Origin of the sequence: Pseudomonas tumuqii (assembly GCF_013184545.1) — a bacterium.
In the GTDB taxonomy this organism is placed as follows: domain Bacteria; phylum Pseudomonadota; class Gammaproteobacteria; order Pseudomonadales; family Pseudomonadaceae; genus Aquipseudomonas; species Aquipseudomonas tumuqii.
On record NZ_JAAOJA010000001.1, the window covers coordinates 570,045 to 586,027 of the forward strand.

Here is a 15,983-nt window from a genome sequence, read left to right on the forward strand (position 1 = left end):
GGGCCGGTTTGAGTGTCAGCCGGCCCGAGTGCGCTCAGCGTTTGTTCTTCAGGCCATAGCTTTCGTCGAGCATGCCCGGTACATCGGCGCTTTTCGGCGCATAGTCCTTGGGCATTTCCTGGGACGCCGGAGGCTTCAGGCGCTCGCGTCGTTCGCCGCCGTCTTCTGCGTGCAGGCTGGCCAGCAGGCGCTGGCGGGTCAGTTCGTCGAGTGCCAGACGGTTGGCCCCTTCGGACAGGTGTTGCTGCACGTCCTGATGGCTCTGGGTGAGCTTCTTCACCAGATTGGCGGTGGTGTTGAAATGGGTTACCACTTCGCTTTGGTAGGCGTCGAAGCGTTCCTGGATCTCGTCCAGCTGGCGTTGTGTGCGGCCGGGGGCTGCATTGGGCGCAAGGCGAGCAATCAGAAAGCCGATGGCGATGCCGGCTACCAGGGTGATGGCCGGTAGCAACCAGGCTGTGAGCGTCTGTTCCACGAGTCCTTCCTCTCTAAACGGCTTTGCTTTACGTTAACGGCTGGAACCTGCGCTGTATACCGCAATAGCCGCGATGTGTGCGGCGCAGGCTGTCAGCTAGACGAGTCGACCCTCTAAGAGGTCACGGAGTTCACCGTTGCTCACCCGCGAAACCCCAGTTTTTATCGATGGCCCCTGCGGCCAGTTGGAAGCCCTGTCTCTCAATGTAGCCGAAGCGAGCGGCGTTGCGCTGATCTGCCATCCCAATCCGGCGCAGGGCGGAACCATGCTCAACAAGGTCGTCTCGACCCTGCAGCGCAGCGCCCGCGATGCCGGTCTGGCTACCCTGCGTTTCAATTATCGGGGGGTCGGCGCCAGTGCCGGCAGCCATGACATGCACAGTGGCGAGGTGGATGACGCGGAGGCCGTGGCCCATTGGCTGCGCAGGCAATACCCGCAACTGCCCCTGACCCTGCTGGGTTTCTCCTTTGGCGGCTTTGTCGCCGCCAGCCTCGGCGGGCGCCTGGAAAGCCAGGGCGTGGAGCCGGCGCATTTATTCATGGTGGCGCCAGCGGTCTCCCGCCTGACTGCCGAGAATCCGCCGGCGCAGCGCTGTCCGCTGACGCTGATCCAGCCCGAGGCCGATGAGGTGATCGATCCGCAGGCGGTTTATGCCTGGTCCGCCGGTTTGGGGCGTGCCCATGAGCTGCTGAAAGTGGCAGAATGCGGCCACTTTTTTCACGGCAAGCTGACCGATCTCAAGGATCTGCTGCTGCCGCGCCTCTCGAACTGATTGCAGCTTATAAGCGATAGCCATGACCACTCGTATCCTTACCGGCATCACCACCACCGGCACCCCGCACCTCGGCAACTACGCCGGCGCCATTCGCCCGGCGATAGTCGCCAGCCGCGCTGCCGACGCGGATTCGTTCTATTTTCTCGCCGACTACCACGCGCTGATCAAATGCGACGAGCCGGCACGCATCCAGCGCTCGCGCCTGGAAATCGCCGCCACCTGGCTGGCCTGCGGTCTGGACGTGAACAAGGCGACCTTCTATCGCCAGTCGGATATCCCGGAAATCCCCGAGCTGTGCTGGTTGCTCACCTGTGTCGTCGGCAAGGGCCTGCTCAACCGCGCCCATGCCTACAAGGCCTCGGTGGACAAGAATGTCGAGCAGGGCGAAGACCCCGATGCCGGCATCACCATGGGCCTGTTCAGCTACCCGATCCTGATGGCCGCGGACATCCTGATGTTCAACGCGCACAAGGTGCCGGTCGGCCGTGACCAGATCCAGCACGTGGAAATGGCCCGCGATATCGCCCAGCGCTTCAACCACCTGTTCGGCCAGGGCAAGGAGCTGTTCACCCTGCCGGAGGCGGTGATCGAGGAGGATGTGGCGACCCTGCCGGGTCTCGACGGGCGCAAGATGAGCAAAAGTTACGACAACACCATTCCGCTGTTCGGCAGTGCCAGGCAGCTCAAGGATGCCATCGCCCGCATCGTCACCGATTCCCGGCTGCCCGGCGAGGCGAAGGATCCGGACAGTTCCCATCTGTTCACCCTGTATCAGGCCTTCGCCGCACCGACGCAGCAGGCGGATTTCCGCGCCGCGCTGGAAGGAGGGCTGGCCTGGGGCGAAGCCAAGCAGCAATTGTTCCAGCTGCTCGAGGCCGAGTTGGGCGAGGCGCGTGAGCGTTATCACGCCTTGATCGAACGGCCGGCTGATCTCGAGGACATCCTCCTGGCCGGGGCGGCCAAGGCGCGCAAGATCGCCACGCCGTTCCTCGGCGAGCTGCGCGAGGCGGTCGGCTTGCGTTCGTTCCGCAGCCAGCCCATTGGTGCCGAGAGCGGCAAGAAGAAGGCGAGCAAGAGCGCGCGCTTCGTCAGTTTCCGCGACGAGGACGGCAGTTTCCGCTTCCGCCTGCTGGATGCGGCCGGCGAGCAGCTGCTGCTGTCCAGGTCGTTTGCCGACGGCAAGTCGGCCGGGCAGGTGAACAAGCGCCTGCAGGCGGGCGAGCCGCTGGATCTGCGCGAAGAGGGCGATGGCTTCGGTGTATGGCTGGACGGCGAGTGCGTGGCGCAGAGCCCGAACTTTGCCGATGCCACCGCGCGTGAGGCGGCTATCCAGCGTTTGCGCGAGGCGCTGGCGCCGACGGAATAACCAACGGGCGAGTTGAGCGTGGTGATACCCATGCCGTCTGCTGATGGGGATCGCCGGCTCAACCCATCTCCGAATTTGGTTGCCGCGCACTAGTCGGATTTCCATCCGTCAGCGTTGCTGGCCGATTGCCAAGCCGCGGGGGCGTCGTTAAAGTTACGCCCCCGTTTTACTTGCCCGGCTAACGAATATGACTCCCCTTGCGCGCTACCAGGCCGATCTCGAACGGCCCGATTTTTTCCATGATGCGGCCCAGGAAACGGCGGTGCGTCATCTGCAGCGCCTGTATGACGATCTGATTGCCGCTGACAAGGGCAGCCCTGGGGTGTTCGGCAAGCTGTTCGCCAGAAAGCCTCAGGGGCCGGTCAAGGGCCTGTACTTCTGGGGTGGCGTCGGTCGCGGCAAGACTTATCTGGTCGATACGTTCTTCGACTCGCTGCCGTTCGAGCGCAAGGTGCGCACGCACTTCCACCGTTTCATGAAGCGCGTACACGAGGAGATGAAAACCCTCAAGGGCGAGAAGAACCCCCTGGTGATCATCGGCAAGCGCTTCGCCGACGAGGCGCGGGTGATCTGCTTCGACGAGTTCTTCGTCTCCGACATCACCGACGCGATGATCCTCGCCACGCTGCTCGAGGAACTGTTCAAGAACGGTGTAAGCCTGGTGGCGACTTCCAACATAGTGCCGGACGGCCTGTACAAGGACGGCCTGCAGCGTGCGCGCTTCCTGCCGGCCATTGCCCTGCTGAAAGAACACACCGAAGTCGTCAATGTCGACAGCGGTATCGATTACCGTCTGCGCGCGCTGGAGCAGGCCGAGCTGTTTCACTGGCCGCTGGATGCGGCGGCCGAAGCGAGCCTGGAGAAGAGCTTCAGGAGCCTGTTGCCCGAGCACTGCGTGGTGCAGGAAAACGAAGCGCTGATGGTCGAGAACCGCAGCCTGACTGCGCGCAAGGTCGGCGACGATGTGGCCTGGTTCGATTTCCGCGAATTGTGCGACGGTCCGCGCAGCCAGAACGACTACATCGAGCTGGGCAAGATCTTCCATGCCGTGCTGCTGGCCAACGTCGAGCAGATGGGCGTGGCCAAGGAAGACATGGCCAGGCGCTTCATCAATCTGGTGGACGAGTTCTACGATCGCAACGTCAAGTTGATCATCTCGGCCGAAGTCGAGCTGAAAGACCTCTACAGCGGCGGCCGCCTGAATTTCGAGTTTCAGCGCACCCTGAGCCGGCTGCTCGAGATGCAGTCCCATGAATTTCTGTCGCGGCCGCATAAGCCGTAAACGACGGTTTGCGCGGCGTGCTTACACCCGAGCGTCCTTGTGCTGGAAGCGTCGGCGATACAGGTTGGGTGACAGCTCCGTGTGCTGGCGGAACAGGCGGGCGAAGAAGCTGGCGTCGTCGTAACCGACTTCGTAACTGATGGTCTTGATGCTCTTGCGCGTGGCACTGAGCAGGCTTTTCGCCGTTTCGATGCGCAGCCGTTGCAGGTAGTGCAGGGGTTTGTCGCCGGTGGCGGCCTGGAAGCGGCGCATGAAGTTGCGGATGCTCATGCCGTGTTCGCGGGCCACGTCCTCGAAGCGGAATTTGTCGGCGAAGTGCTCTTCCAGCCACTGCTGGATCTGCAGGATGGTCAGATCGTGGTGCAGCTTCTGTCCGCCAAAGCCGATGCGCCCCGGGGTATAGCTGCGCTGCACTTCATAGAGGATGTCGCGGGCCACGCCCTGGGCCACGCTGGCACCGCAATAACGCTCGATCAGGTAAATATACAGGTCGCAGGCCGAAGTGGTGCCGCCGGCGCAGTACAGGTTGTCGGCATCCGACAGGTGTTTCTCCTGATTGAGCAGCACCTTGGGGAAGCGCTCGGTAAATTCGTTGAAAAAGCGCCAGTAGGTGGTCGCCTCCTTGCCGTCGAGCAGGCCGGCCTGGGCCATCCAGAACACCCCGGTGGCTTCGCCGCAGATCGCGCTGCCGTTGGCGTGGCTGTGTTTCAGCCAGCTGAGCACCTGGGGATGGCGCTGGCGGAGGGCGTCGAAGTCGTCCCAGAAGGCCGGCAGGATAATCACGTCGGTGGCGTCGAGGCCGCCGTCGACCGGGATCATGACGTTGCTGAAGCTGCGCACCGGCTGGCCGTCCGGGCTGACCAGGCGAATCTCGAAGGTTTCGGTCAGGCCGAGCCCCTGCTGTTTGCCGTAGCGCAGGCTGGCCATGTGGAAGAAGTCCTTGGCCTGCATCAGGGTCGAGGCAAATACGCCTTCGGTGGCGAGAATACTGACGCGGCGCAAGGGCGATGACTGTTGGGTGAGCATAGTGAGTGTTCTTATCAAGGCTAAGTGGTCATTGACTGGCTGGATCGTCTTATTTATTGGCGCTTGTGTCCAGTGCGACCAAGCGTTTGCTTGGTTAAAGTCGAGGTCTCTCTAATCCGCTTCGCCGCAAGGTGCCGTCATGATCCCCAGAACCCTGTTCAGCTCCGACCATGAGCTCTTCCGCGACAGCGTGCGCAAGTTTCTCGAGCAGGAGGCCGTGCCCTTTCATGCGCAGTGGGAAAAGGATGGGCATATCGATCGCCAGCTGTGGAACAAGGCGGGCGAGGCGGGCATGCTCTGCTCGCATATCCCGGAAGAGTACGGCGGCATGGCTGCCGACTTTCTCTACAGTACGGTGGTGATCGAGGAGGTCGGTCGTCTGGGGCTGACCGGGATCGGTTTCTCCCTGCATTCGGACATAGTCGCGCCTTATATCCTGCATTACGGCTCCGAGGCGCTGAAGCACAAGTACCTGCCCAGACTGGTGTCCGGCGAGATGGTCACGGCCATCGCCATGACCGAGCCAGGCGCGGGCTCCGACCTGCAGGGGGTGAAAACCACGGCGGTGCTGGATGGCGACGACTATGTGATCAACGGCTCCAAAACCTTCATCACCAATGGCTACCTGGCCGATCTGGTCATCGTGGTGGCCAAGACCGATCCGCAAGCCGGGGCCAAGGGCACCAGTCTGTTTCTGGTCGAAGCCAATACGCCGGGCTTTGCCAAGGGCAAGCGCCTGGAAAAGGTCGGTATGAAGGCCCAGGACACCTCGGAACTGTTCTTCCAGGATGTGCGCGTGCCCAGGGAGAACCTGCTGGGTCAGGCCGGTATGGGCTTCGCCTACCTGATGCAGGAACTGCCCCAGGAGCGCCTGACCGTCGGTATCGGCGCGCTGGCCTCGGCCGAGGCGGCGTTGCAGTGGACCCTGGACTACACCCGCGAGCGCAAGGCGTTCGGCAAGGCCATTGCGGATTTCCAGAACACCCGCTTCAAACTGGCGGAAATGGCCACGGAAATTCAGATCGGTCGGGTCTTTCTCGATCGCTGCCTCGAATTGCACCTGCAGGGCAAGCTGGATGTGCCGACCGCCGCGATGCTCAAGTATTGGGGCACCGACCTGCAGTGCAAGGTGCTCGACGAGTGCGTGCAGTTGCATGGCGGCTACGGCTACATGTGGGAATACCCGGTGGCCCGCGCCTGGGCCGATGCCCGGGTGCAGCGCATCTACGCCGGGACCAACGAGATCATGAAGGAAATCATCGCGCGTTCGCTGTGAGCCTGTAGATCCTGTGTTTATGCGTCAGTCGCGCAAGACGTAGGAACGGCGGGGGCGCCTAGCCCATGGCCGCGATAGGCCATGCCTGCAAAAGAGCATCGCGGGCATGGCTCGCTCCTACGAAGCCCCGGCATCTGGTGTTGCCGGGCCTTTTCGTTCAGGGCGCCGGGTTGGGTTGCGCCTGGTGAATCGCCTCGATGCCGGCCAGGACTTCATCGCCGAGCAACAATTCGCTGCTCGTCAGGTCAGCCTCCAGCTGTTCCAGCGAGGTGGCGCCGATGATATTGCTGGTGACGAAGGGTTGGGCGGTGACGAAGGCCAGGGCCATCTGCGCCGGATCCAGGCCGTGTTCGCGGGCCAGGGCGACATAGCGCGAGCAGGCCGCCTCGGATTGCGGGTTGGTGTAGCGGGTAAAGCGGCTGAACAGGCTGATCCGTGCGTTGGCCGGGCGGGCGCCGCCTTCGTACTTTCCGGAAAGCATGCCGAAGGCTAGTGGCGAGTATGCCAGCAGGCCGCACTGTTCACGCATGGCGACTTCCGCCAGGCCGACCTCGAAGCTGCGGTTGAGCAGGTTGTAGGGGTTCTGGATCGACGCCACGCGCGGCCAGCCGCGACTCTCGGCCAGTTGGAGGAATTTCATGGTGCCCCAGGGCGTTTCGTTGGACAGGCCGATGTGGCGGATCTTGCCGGCCTTGACCTGCTCGTCGAGCACTGCCAGGGTCTCCTCCAATGCGGTGAACTCGCTCTCCTGATGGCGATAGCCGAGTTGGCCGAAAAAGTTGGTCGGGCGCTCCGGCCAGTGCAGCTGATAGAGATCGATCCAGTCGGTCTGCAGGCGTTTCAGGCTGGCGTCCAGTGCCGTGATCAGATGTTCCCGGTTGAATTTCAGGCTGCCGCCGCGGATGTAGTCGATACCGTTGCCGGGGCCGGCGATCTTGCTCGCCAGTACCCAGTCGGCGCGATCACCTTTGCGTGTGAAGTACTCGCCGATGATCTGCTCGGTTTTGCTGTAGGTCTCGGCGCGCGGCGGCACCGGGTACATTTCGGCGGTGTCGATGAAATTGACGCCATAAGCTTTGCTGCGCTCGATCTGGGCAAAGGCCTGGTTGGCGCTGTTCTGTTCGCCCCAGGTCATGCTGCCGAGGCAGAGGGCGCTGACGCGCAGATCCGTGCGGCCTAACTGGCGATATTCCATTTGCTGCTCCTTTTCGCAAATCAACCATACAAGCAGGTTGAATTTATTTTCGCAATCGGCATAATTGCGCACCTCTTTCTGCAGTGGAAGTGATGCGCCGCCTGCCGAAGAATCTTGCCGTATTACGGACGCGCTGACCCGAGCCCCCGATAGCGCCTGTTTTCGGCTGCCTTTGACTTGTCAAAGTAAGCACTATTCAGTAAGATCCGCCGTCTTATTTATCAGGGCGGCCCCTGAGGCTATAAAGAATGAAAACTTTTACTGCTAAACCGGAAACAGTAAAGCGCGACTGGTTCGTCGTCGACGCTGCGGGTCAGACACTGGGTCGTCTGGCTACCGAAATCGCCAGCCGTCTGCGTGGCAAGCACAAACCTGAATACACTCCGCACGTAGATACCGGCGATTACATCGTCGTGATCAACGCTGAGCAGGTCCGTGTGACTGGTGCCAAGACCACCGACAAGATGTACTACTCTCACTCCGGTTTTCCGGGCGGCATCAAGTCGATCAGCTTTGAAAAACTGATCGCCAAGGCGCCAGAACGTGTGATCGAGACCGCGGTCAAAGGCATGCTGCCGAAGAACCCGCTGGGTCGCGACATGTACCGTAAGCTGAAAGTGTACGCGGGCGCTGCTCACCCTCACACTGCTCAGCAGCCCCAAGAACTGAAGATTTAACGGAATAGTTCATTATGTCGGCGACTCAAAATTACGGCACTGGCCGTCGCAAGACTGCAACCGCTCGCGTTTTCATGCGTGCCGGTACTGGCAAGATCTCCATCAACAACCGTACTCTCGACGGCTTCTTCGGTCGCGAAACTGCCCGCATGGTAGTTCGTCAGCCGCTGGAACTGGTTGAGATGACCGAGAAGTTCGATATCTACGTCACCGTTATCGGTGGCGGCGTGAGTGGCCAGGCTGGCGCAATCCGCCACGGCATCACTCGTGCACTGATGGACTACGACGAATCGCTGCGTCCTGCTCTGCGCAAGGCTGGCTTCGTGACTCGTGATGCTCGTGAAGTTGAGCGTAAGAAGGTTGGTCTGCGTAAAGCGCGTAAGCGTCCGCAGTATTCCAAGCGTTAATTCGCTTCTTGCGTTCAAAAGCGCCCGGTTTCCTTTTGGAACTGGGCGTTTTTTTTGGCTGACTGGTTACTCTGCGACATCATGCCGCAGCCGTGCGCGCCGCGCCCTGCAAGGGGTTGAGCTGTTTCCTGTAAGGTAATTACCTTGTCATAAAAGGGGCTTTTCTTTACCATTTGGCGGATTTTTTGCGCGACTCGATTTTTACCTAGTAGAGGCCTGACAACAGGCCACAAAGCTGATGGGAGACGACTGAATGAGCAATGACGGCGTGAATGCAGGCCGGCGTCGCTTCTTGGTGGCGGCCACCTCTGTGGTGGGTGCTGCTGGAGCGGTGGGTGCCGCGGTCCCGTTCGTGGGGTCATGGTTCCCGAGCGCTAAGGCGAAAGCTGCCGGTGCACCTGTGAAGGTGAACGTTGGCAAGATCGAGCCTGGCCAGCAAATGGTTGCCGAGTGGCGGGGGCAACCGGTGTTTATCGTGCGCCGTACCGAGGAAATTCTCAGCAACCTGATAAAGCTCGAGCCGAAACTGGCCGATATCGAATCTCAGGCATCTGAACAGCCGAGCTATGTCGATCCGAAAACCCGTTCGATCAAGCCGGAGCTGTTGCTGCTGGTCGGGTTGTGCACGCACCTGGGTTGCGCACCGTCCTTCCGTCCGGAAGTGGCGCCTGCCGATCTCGGTGGCGAGTGGGTCGGGGGGTATTTCTGCCCTTGCCACGGTTCCCGCTATGACCTCGCTGGCCGGGTCTACAAAGCGCAGCCTGCGCCCTTGAACCTGCCGGTGCCACCGCACACGTACGAGTCGGATGATGTGATCATCATCGGTGTGGATCAGGAGCAAGCATGATGAGCAAGTTCATGGAATGGGTGGATGCGCGCTTCCCGGCGACCAAGATGTGGGAAGACCATCTGAGCAAGTATTACGCACCGAAGAACTTCAACTTCTTCTACTTTTTCGGCTCCCTGGCGTTGCTGGTTCTGGTCAACCAGATCGTTACCGGGGTCTGGCTGACCATGAGCTACAACCCGTCGGCCGAAGAGGCGTTCGCCTCGGTCGAGTACATCATGCGCGACGTCGAGTATGGCTGGATCCTGCGCTACCTGCACTCCACCGGTGCTTCGGCGTTTTTCGTGGTGGTCTACCTGCACATGTTCCGCGGGCTGCTCTACGGCTCCTACCAGAAGCCGCGCGAGCTGGTGTGGATCTTCGGCATGCTGATCTACCTGATGCTGATGGCTGAAGCCTTCATGGGCTATTTGCTGCCATGGGGACAGATGTCCTACTGGGGCGCCCAGGTGATCATCTCGCTGTTCGGTGCCATTCCGGTGATCGGTGCCGATCTGACGCAGTGGATTCGTGGCGACTACCTGATTTCCGGGATCACCCTGAACCGCTTCTTCGCCCTGCATGTGGTTGCACTGCCGATCGTGATTCTCGGTCTGGTTGTCCTGCACATCCTGGCGCTGCATGAAGTCGGCTCGAACAACCCTGACGGCGTCGAGATCAAGAAGAAGAAGGATGCGAACGGCATTCCGCTGGATGGTATTCCTTTCCATCCGTACTACACCGTGAAAGACATTGTCGGAGTAGTGGTGTTCCTGTTCATCTTCTGCTTCGTGGTGTTCTTCTTCCCGGAAATGGGCGGTTACTTCCTCGAGAAACCCAACTTCGAAGTCGCCAACCCGTTCAAGACTCCTGCGCATATCGCGCCGGTGTGGTACTTCACCCCGTTCTACGCGATCTTGCGGGCGATTCCGGACAAGCTCATGGGCGTCATCGCCATGGGGGCGGCCATCGCTATCCTGTTCGTGCTGCCCTGGCTGGACCGCAGTCCGGTCAAGTCGATGCGCTACAAGGGCTGGCTGAGCAAGATATGGCTGCTGGTATTCTGCGTGTCCTTCGTCATCCTGGGTGTGCTGGGTGTGCTGGCGCCGACACCGGGTCGCACGCTGTTGGCGCAGGTATGTACCTTCCTGTACTTCGCGTATTTCATCCTGATGCCGTTCTACACCAGGATGGAAAAAACCAAACCGGTTCCGGAAAGGGTGACTGGCTGATGAAAAAGTATTTTGCAGCACTGATTATCGCGCTTCTGCCGGGCCTGACGTTTGCCGCAGCTGCTCTTGAGTATCCGTTGGACAAGGTCGAGATTGATCTGACCGACAAGGCCGGTATGCAGGATGGCGCGCGCACGTTCGCCAACTATTGCATGGGTTGCCATAGCGCCCAGTTCCAGCGCTATGAGCGGGTGGCCAACGACCTGGGGATTCCGCATGAAATAATGCTGGATAACCTGGTGTTCAACGATGCCAAGATCGGCGAGCACATGAAGATCGGCATGAAGCCCGAGGACGCCAAGGTCTGGTTCGGGGCAGCGCCTCCGGACCTGACGCTGGTCGCTCGTGTGCGTGGCACCGACTGGCTGTATACCTACCTGCGTACGTTCTACGATGATCCGAGCCGTCCGCTGGGCGCCAACAACAAGGTGTTCCCGAACGTCGGTATGCCGAACGTGCTGGTCGCCCTGCAAGGGCGTCAGTACATCGGTTGCAAGCAGGTTCAGGTGCTCGAGGAGGGCAAGAAGCAGTTCGACCCGCTGACCGGTACGCCAATTACGCATGAGGCCTGCGATCAGTTGGCCATCGAGCCGAAAAGCGGTGCCCTGAGCGAAGAGGAGTTCGACACCAAGATCAAGAATCTGGTGACCTTCCTGGCTTATTCGGCCAATCCGGTGAAGCTGGAAAGTCAGCGTGTCGGCGCCTACGTGCTGCTGTATCTGGCCTTCTTCTTCGTCTTCGCCTACCTGCTCAAGCGTGAGTACTGGAAGGACGTGCATTAATCGTTTGTCGCTGCAATGTTGTCCTGCGCGCCCCTTTGGGCGCGCAGTCTTTTCTGCTCCAATAACCTAAATAAGCGAGGAGGACCGCCATGGGCGTGACCAACCGGTTAGCCTGCTACTCCGACCCCGCCGACCACTATTCCCACCGTGTACGCATCGTGCTCGCCGAGAAGGGTGTCAGCGCCGAGATCATCACTGTCGAAAAGGGCCGTTATCCGGCAAGGCTGCTGGAGGTTAACCCCTATGCCAGCTTGCCGACCCTGGTCGACCGTGATTTGGCGTTGTACGAGTCGACTGTGGTGATGGAATATCTGGATGAGCGTTATCCGCATCCGCCATTGTTGCCGGTTTATCCGGTGGCGCGGGCCAATAGCCGCCTGCTGATTCATCGTATTCAGCGCGATTGGTGTGCTCAGGTCGATCTGATCCTGGACTCGCGCAGCAAGGAGCCGGCTCGCGTGCAGGCGCGCAAAGAACTGCGCGAGAGCCTCACCGGTGTTTCGCCGCTGTTCGCCGACAAGCCGTACTTTCTCAGCGACGAGTTGAGTCTGGTGGATTGTTGCTTGCTGCCGCTGCTCTGGCGCCTGCCGGTGCTGGACATCGAGTTGGCCAAGCCGGCCAAGCCGTTGCTCGATTACATGGATCGTCAGTTTGCTCGTGAGGCCTTTCAGGTCAGTCTTTCCCCCGTTGAGCGCGATATGCGCTGAAGCTGAGGAGGCTTTGATGAACTCCAGTCGTCCTTACCTGGTTCGTGCGCTTTACGAGTGGATCGTCGACAACGACTGTACTCCGCATTTGTTGGTCAATGCCGAGTTTGCCGGTGTGCAAGTGCCGCCAGGCTTCGCCAGTGATGGACAGATCGTGCTTAACGTCTCGCCCAGTGCGGTGCGTCATCTGCACATGGATAACGATGCGGTGAGCTTCGAGGGCCGCTTCGGCGGAACGCCATACAGCCTGTATGTCCCGACTGCGGCCATACTGGCAATTTATGCGCGGGAGAATGGCCAGGGCATGGTCTTCGATCTGGAGCCGCCGGTGCCGGATGATGATGAAGACAGCGACGGTCCCGATGATCAGGGGCCGCCAGATGGCGAGCCGCCGCGTCCCAGTGGGCGGCCCAGTCTGAAGGTGGTCAAGTGATGCCCAGCCTCAGGCTGCAAGCCATAAGCTTCAAGTAAAAAAAACAGGGCGCCATGGGCGCCCTGTTTTTTTACTTGAGTTTTGCTCGCAGCCTGAGCTGCCTCTAATCGGTATATTGGAACAGCTTGACGATCTTCTGCACACCGGAGGTGCTCTGCACCAGGCTGGTCGCCCGGTTGGCTTCCTGGCGCGAGACCAGGCCAAGCAGGTAGACGATGCCGTTCTCGGTGATGACCTTGATCCGCGAGCCCGGTACAGTCGCGTCGGTTACCATCTGCGCCTTGATCTTGGTAGTCAGTAGTGAGTCGTTGCTGCGCGCGAGCAGCGAGGTTGGCTGCATTACCTGCAGTTCGTTATGCACCTTGGTGACGTTCTGAACCTTGCGCGCCGCCTGTTCGGCGGCGCTTTTCAATTCGCTGCGTGGCGTCTGGCCGGCCAGCAGCACCACACCGTTGTAACTGGTGATCACGATGTGCGAGGTCGGATCGGTCAGGTCGACATGAGCGCGGGTGATATTGGCGCGCACTTGCGGGGCGATGAATTGGTCATCGATTTTGTTGCCGATGCTGCGGCTGCCGCAACCGGCAAGAATCAGGCTGCAGAGCAATCCGGCAAGGATCAGTGGCGAACGGGTCATTCTTCACTCCCAAACAGTTGGCGGTCAATCAGGTCGCACAGGCAGTGGATTACCAGCAAGTGGACTTCCTGAATGCGTGCGGTGATCTTCGACGGTACGCGAATTTCCACATCTTCCGGTAGCAGCAGTGAGGCCATGCCACCGCCGTCGCGGCCGGTGAGGGCGACTACGGTCATTTCACGGTCGTGGGCGGCCTGGATGGCCTGGATCACGTTGGCCGAGTTGCCGCTGGTGGATATGGCCAGCAGCACATCGCCCGGCTGGCCGAGGGCGCGGATCTGCTTGGAGAAGATCTCGTTGTAGCTGTAATCGTTGGCGATCGAGGTGATGGTCGAGCTGTCGGTGGTCAGGGCGATGGCCGGCAGGCTCGGGCGCTCGCGTTCGAAGCGGTTGAGCAGTTCCGAGGAAAAGTGCTGGGCATCGCCTGCCGAGCCGCCATTGCCGCAGGTGAGGATCTTGCCCTCGCTGAGCAGGGCTTGAACCATGGCCAGACTGCCTTGCTCGATGAACGGAACCAGTACTTCCAGAGCCTGCTGCTTGGTTTCAATGCTGGCCAGGAACAGTTGGCGGATACGGTCTTGCATTTCCATCAGAGATTTAACCTTCAGTGTGGCGCCGGTTCAGGTGTCAAAGGCGTTTTGAATCCAGTTCAGCCGGGGAGTCGAGTTGCCTTCGGCGTTTATGGCAATCACGTCGAACCGGCAGGGGTGTTTGGCCCAGCGCGATTCCTGCTGCAGAAAATGCATGGCGGCTCTCGTGAGCTTTTCGCGCTTGCGCGCGTCGACGCTCTCCACGGCGCCGCCCCAGGCGGAATGTCGGCGGTAGCGGACTTCGACGAATACTACTGTATCGACGTCGAGCATGACCAGATCAAGCTCGCCGCGGCGGCAGCTCCAGTTCTGCGCCAGGAGCTTCAGACCGTGTTGCTGCAGATGCAGGCGGGCCAGCTCCTCGGCCGTCTTGCCGCTGGTTTGCGTGCTGCTGTGGTCGATCAATTGAGGCTGTCTGGCAGGCGCTCGACGCGACCGTCGCGGAACTCGGCCCAGGGCAGTTGGCGCTCGATGCGCTGTGCCGGGTTGAGGCTGAGGCTTCCGGACAGGCCGTCGATGCGGGTCTCCGGTAGGGCCTTGAGCTGGCTCAGGCGCGCTGCCAGCAGGTAGGCGTCGGCGCCCATGGCATAGAGCCGGCCAAGGCTGCCGCCGGCTTGCGGCCACTGGTTTTCGACCTGCAGGCGTACCGGGTCGTTGACGTTCAGCAGCCAGGGTGTCTCACAAAAGCGGATGCCGTTCAGGTCTTGGTACTGCGCATCGCTGTGGTTGCCGGTAAACAGGTGCGAAGTGGCGTAGACCGGCACGTCGCCAGCGTACTGGAAGGCCAGGGTCGGTTTGATCTGTTGGGCTTGCTGCGGGGTGGCCGCCAGGAAGATGAAGTCGATGTCCTGGCGCCGAGCCGGCTGTGCGGCCACCGCAACGCCCAGGGTGTTCTTCAGGCGCTTGGTGCGTGCTTCGCTTTCGCGCAATTGGAACAGTTCGGCGATCTGCCGGGCCAGTTCAACCGGTTGGTCGACATGTTCGGCGGCAATCAGGGTGCCGCCCTGGGCTTGCCAGCTCTGGCGGAAGGCATCGAGTACCCGGTCGCCCCAGTCACCGCGGGGCACCAGGGCGGCTGCCCGGCGCATGCCGTCGGCCCAGGCCCGGCGTGCTGCTTCGCGCGCTTCGTCTTCGGCGGCGAGGCCGAACTGGAACAGCTGCGCCGGGCCCTCCTGGCCTGGGTCGCTGTAGTTCAGGGCCAGGGTGGTGATGGGTAATTGCTCGCGATTGCCGAGTTGCTTGACCAGTGGTTTTTCCAGTGGGCCGATAACCAGTTGTACGCCGGCAGCCTGGGCCTGTCGGTAGAACTCATCCAGCGAACTCAGGCGTGAGCTGTCATAGAACTGGATGTTGGGAGGGTTCTGTCCGGCCTGCTGGGCCTGATAGTGGGCCGAGAGGAAACCGTCGCGCAAGGCACGCGCTACGGCTGCAAGCGGGCCTTCTTGGGGTAGCAGTAGGGCGATTTCCTGCATGGGTTGGCTGGACAGTTCTTGCAGTTTGCTCAGCGCTGGCGGCAATTGCAGGGCGGCCGGATGCTGGGGGTGTTGTGCCAGCCAGTCATCGATGGCTGTTTGCTGCTGTTGCAGGGTGCCAGGGGTCTTGGCCGCCAGAGCCAGGCTCAGCCAGCCAGCCAGGTCGGTGGCGTCGCTGCTTTGCAGTTGTTCGCTGGGCAGGCTGGAGACCAGGTCCCAGATGCTGTCGTGGTTGCGTTTGGCTGCTGCGCCGCTGAGCAGTGGCGCGATGTAAACGCGTTCGCGAGCGGCTGCAAGGATCTGTTCATCGGCTTGCAGGGCGCTGGCGCGCGCCAGTTGGGTGCGCACTTGTTGCTCGATCGGCAGCTCTGCCAAGCGCTCCAGGCTCGGATGGCTGAGCGCTTTCAGGGCGGCTTTGGGTTTTTCGCGCGCCAGTGCCAGTTCGGCGGCCAGGGTGCTGGCGTAGATCTGCTGGGCAGGCTTCAGGCTGTTGAGTTGCACCTGCTCGAGGATGCTGTCGGCGCGCGCGATACTTTTCTGTTGGTAAGCCAGGTCTGCGGCCGCCAGACGCAGCAGGGCGGCCTGTTCGGGCTTGCTCTCGGCGGCCTGCTGCAGCAGTTGCTCGATGCTGGCCTGAGGGGTGCGCGGCAGCTCTCCCAGGGTGGATGAGGGCTGGCTGGCGCAGGCGCTAAGCAGCGCTGCAAAGCAGAGGGCGAGAAGTGGGCGCAGGCAGGCGATCATGTAAGCGTTCCTGATACTTGATCAAATGAACGGCGAATTGTACCCAAGGCCTGGCCCTGGCGCGATGTCGATGGCGTGAAACGG

Annotated in this window: 18 protein-coding genes; 11 read left to right on the top strand and 7 right to left on the bottom strand. The window is 61.1% G+C overall.

Annotation, left to right across the window (positions count from 1 at the left end):
• Positions 1-34: 34 nt before the first annotated feature.
• Positions 35-475 carry a YhcB family protein gene (locus tag G9C89_RS02510; RefSeq protein ID WP_172144108.1) on the bottom strand — a complete coding sequence of 147 codons (441 nt, stop codon included), beginning with the start codon at positions 473-475 and terminating at the stop codon, positions 35-37.
• A 136-nt stretch (positions 476-611) separates the two neighbouring features.
• On the opposite strand from G9C89_RS02510, the gene G9C89_RS02515 reads away from it, so the two are divergent.
• The 3 genes from G9C89_RS02515 (at position 612) to zapE (ending at position 3,898) form a co-directional block, all read left to right on the top strand.
• Complete coding sequence (locus tag G9C89_RS02515; protein ID WP_172144110.1) at positions 612-1,247, top strand: alpha/beta hydrolase; 636 nt, start codon at positions 612-614, stop codon at positions 1,245-1,247.
• Positions 1,248-1,269: 22 nt separating this feature from the next.
• Complete coding sequence (locus tag G9C89_RS02520) at positions 1,270-2,616, top strand: tryptophan--tRNA ligase (RefSeq protein WP_172144112.1); 1,347 nt, start codon at positions 1,270-1,272, stop codon at positions 2,614-2,616.
• Between the two features lie 187 nt (positions 2,617-2,803).
• Positions 2,804-3,898 (top strand): cell division protein ZapE, encoded by a 1,095-nt coding sequence (zapE, locus tag G9C89_RS02525; protein WP_172144114.1) that lies wholly within the window; start codon positions 2,804-2,806, stop codon positions 3,896-3,898.
• Positions 3,899-3,919: 21 nt separating this feature from the next.
• On the opposite strand, the gene G9C89_RS02530 is transcribed toward zapE, so the two are convergent.
• Positions 3,920-4,825, bottom strand: a complete 906-nt coding sequence (locus G9C89_RS02530; RefSeq protein ID WP_172144841.1) for a GlxA family transcriptional regulator — start codon at positions 4,823-4,825, stop codon at positions 3,920-3,922.
• Positions 4,826-5,063: 238 nt separating this feature from the next.
• Between G9C89_RS02530 and G9C89_RS02535 the strand changes: the two genes are divergently transcribed.
• Positions 5,064-6,200, top strand: a complete 1,137-nt coding sequence (locus tag G9C89_RS02535) for an acyl-CoA dehydrogenase family protein (protein ID WP_172144116.1) — start codon at positions 5,064-5,066, stop codon at positions 6,198-6,200.
• A gap of 157 nt (positions 6,201-6,357) precedes the next feature.
• Here the strand turns inward: G9C89_RS02535 and G9C89_RS02540 are convergent, their stop codons facing one another.
• The gene (locus G9C89_RS02540; RefSeq protein WP_172144118.1) at positions 6,358-7,395 is read right to left on the bottom strand and encodes an NADP(H)-dependent aldo-keto reductase; all 1,038 of its coding nucleotides are present in this window, start codon (positions 7,393-7,395) and stop codon (positions 6,358-6,360) included.
• Positions 7,396-7,643: 248 nt separating this feature from the next.
• Here G9C89_RS02540 and rplM point away from each other — a divergent pair, with 248 nt between their 5' ends.
• The 7 genes from rplM (at position 7,644) to G9C89_RS02575 (ending at position 12,459) form a co-directional block, all read left to right on the top strand.
• Entirely contained in the window at positions 7,644-8,072 is a 429-nt protein-coding gene (rplM, locus tag G9C89_RS02545; protein WP_172144120.1) for a 50S ribosomal protein L13, read from the top strand.
• A 14-nt stretch (positions 8,073-8,086) separates the two neighbouring features.
• Positions 8,087-8,479 (top strand): 30S ribosomal protein S9, encoded by a 393-nt coding sequence (gene rpsI / locus G9C89_RS02550; protein ID WP_172144122.1) that lies wholly within the window; start codon positions 8,087-8,089, stop codon positions 8,477-8,479.
• Between the two features lie 253 nt (positions 8,480-8,732).
• Positions 8,733-9,326 carry a ubiquinol-cytochrome c reductase iron-sulfur subunit gene (gene petA / locus G9C89_RS02555; protein WP_172144124.1) on the top strand — a complete coding sequence of 198 codons (594 nt, stop codon included), beginning with the start codon at positions 8,733-8,735 and terminating at the stop codon, positions 9,324-9,326.
• Positions 9,326-10,537, top strand: a complete 1,212-nt coding sequence (locus G9C89_RS02560; RefSeq protein WP_172144126.1) for a cytochrome b — start codon at positions 9,326-9,328, stop codon at positions 10,535-10,537. The genes petA and G9C89_RS02560 overlap by 1 nt, the downstream gene beginning before the upstream one ends.
• Positions 10,537-11,319 (top strand): cytochrome c1, encoded by a 783-nt coding sequence (locus tag G9C89_RS02565; RefSeq protein WP_172144128.1) that lies wholly within the window; start codon positions 10,537-10,539, stop codon positions 11,317-11,319. The genes G9C89_RS02560 and G9C89_RS02565 overlap by 1 nt, the downstream gene beginning before the upstream one ends.
• Positions 11,320-11,408: 89 nt before the next feature.
• Positions 11,409-12,026, top strand: coding sequence for a glutathione S-transferase N-terminal domain-containing protein (locus G9C89_RS02570; RefSeq protein ID WP_172144130.1), 618 nt, complete (start codon positions 11,409-11,411; stop codon positions 12,024-12,026).
• 16 nt (positions 12,027-12,042) lie between these two features.
• The gene (locus G9C89_RS02575; protein WP_172144132.1) at positions 12,043-12,459 is read left to right on the top strand and encodes a ClpXP protease specificity-enhancing factor; all 417 of its coding nucleotides are present in this window, start codon (positions 12,043-12,045) and stop codon (positions 12,457-12,459) included.
• Between the two features lie 103 nt (positions 12,460-12,562).
• Here the strand turns inward: G9C89_RS02575 and G9C89_RS02580 are convergent, their stop codons facing one another.
• The 4 genes from G9C89_RS02580 to G9C89_RS02595 are packed head-to-tail and all read right to left on the bottom strand — an operon-like array spanning position 12,563 to position 15,899.
• Positions 12,563-13,096: a BON domain-containing protein gene (locus G9C89_RS02580; RefSeq protein ID WP_172144134.1), complete on the bottom strand. Its 534-nt coding sequence runs from the start codon at positions 13,094-13,096 to the stop codon at positions 12,563-12,565.
• The gene (locus tag G9C89_RS02585; RefSeq protein ID WP_172144136.1) at positions 13,093-13,686 is read right to left on the bottom strand and encodes a phosphoheptose isomerase; all 594 of its coding nucleotides are present in this window, start codon (positions 13,684-13,686) and stop codon (positions 13,093-13,095) included. Before G9C89_RS02585 ends, G9C89_RS02580 begins: the two co-directional genes overlap by 4 nt.
• Positions 13,687-13,716: 30 nt before the next feature.
• Positions 13,717-14,091 (bottom strand): YraN family protein, encoded by a 375-nt coding sequence (locus G9C89_RS02590; protein WP_172144138.1) that lies wholly within the window; start codon positions 14,089-14,091, stop codon positions 13,717-13,719.
• Positions 14,088-15,899 (bottom strand): penicillin-binding protein activator, encoded by a 1,812-nt coding sequence (locus G9C89_RS02595; protein ID WP_172144140.1) that lies wholly within the window; start codon positions 15,897-15,899, stop codon positions 14,088-14,090. The genes G9C89_RS02590 and G9C89_RS02595 overlap by 4 nt, the downstream gene beginning before the upstream one ends.
• Positions 15,900-15,983: the final 84 nt, after the last annotated feature.

Coding starts and splice junctions, on each gene's coding strand:
- G9C89_RS02565 (WP_172144128.1), top strand. CDS start 10,537: ATGAAAAAGTATTTTGCAGCACTGATTATCGCGCTTCTGCCGGGCCTG.
- G9C89_RS02530 (WP_172144841.1), bottom strand. CDS start 4,825: ATGGCCAGCCTGCGCTACGGCAAACAGCAGGGGCTCGGCCTGACCGAA.
- G9C89_RS02580 (WP_172144134.1), bottom strand. CDS start 13,096: ATGACCCGTTCGCCACTGATCCTTGCCGGATTGCTCTGCAGCCTGATT.
- petA (WP_172144124.1), top strand. CDS start 8,733: ATGAGCAATGACGGCGTGAATGCAGGCCGGCGTCGCTTCTTGGTGGCG.
- G9C89_RS02595 (WP_172144140.1), bottom strand. CDS start 15,899: ATGATCGCCTGCCTGCGCCCACTTCTCGCCCTCTGCTTTGCAGCGCTG.
- rplM (WP_172144120.1), top strand. CDS start 7,644: ATGAAAACTTTTACTGCTAAACCGGAAACAGTAAAGCGCGACTGGTTC.
- G9C89_RS02535 (WP_172144116.1), top strand. CDS start 5,064: ATGATCCCCAGAACCCTGTTCAGCTCCGACCATGAGCTCTTCCGCGAC.
- G9C89_RS02585 (WP_172144136.1), bottom strand. CDS start 13,686: ATGGAAATGCAAGACCGTATCCGCCAACTGTTCCTGGCCAGCATTGAA.
- zapE (WP_172144114.1), top strand. CDS start 2,804: ATGACTCCCCTTGCGCGCTACCAGGCCGATCTCGAACGGCCCGATTTT.
- G9C89_RS02520 (WP_172144112.1), top strand. CDS start 1,270: ATGACCACTCGTATCCTTACCGGCATCACCACCACCGGCACCCCGCAC.
- G9C89_RS02570 (WP_172144130.1), top strand. CDS start 11,409: ATGGGCGTGACCAACCGGTTAGCCTGCTACTCCGACCCCGCCGACCAC.
- rpsI (WP_172144122.1), top strand. CDS start 8,087: ATGTCGGCGACTCAAAATTACGGCACTGGCCGTCGCAAGACTGCAACC.
- G9C89_RS02560 (WP_172144126.1), top strand. CDS start 9,326: ATGAGCAAGTTCATGGAATGGGTGGATGCGCGCTTCCCGGCGACCAAG.
- G9C89_RS02540 (WP_172144118.1), bottom strand. CDS start 7,395: ATGGAATATCGCCAGTTAGGCCGCACGGATCTGCGCGTCAGCGCCCTC.
- G9C89_RS02575 (WP_172144132.1), top strand. CDS start 12,043: ATGAACTCCAGTCGTCCTTACCTGGTTCGTGCGCTTTACGAGTGGATC.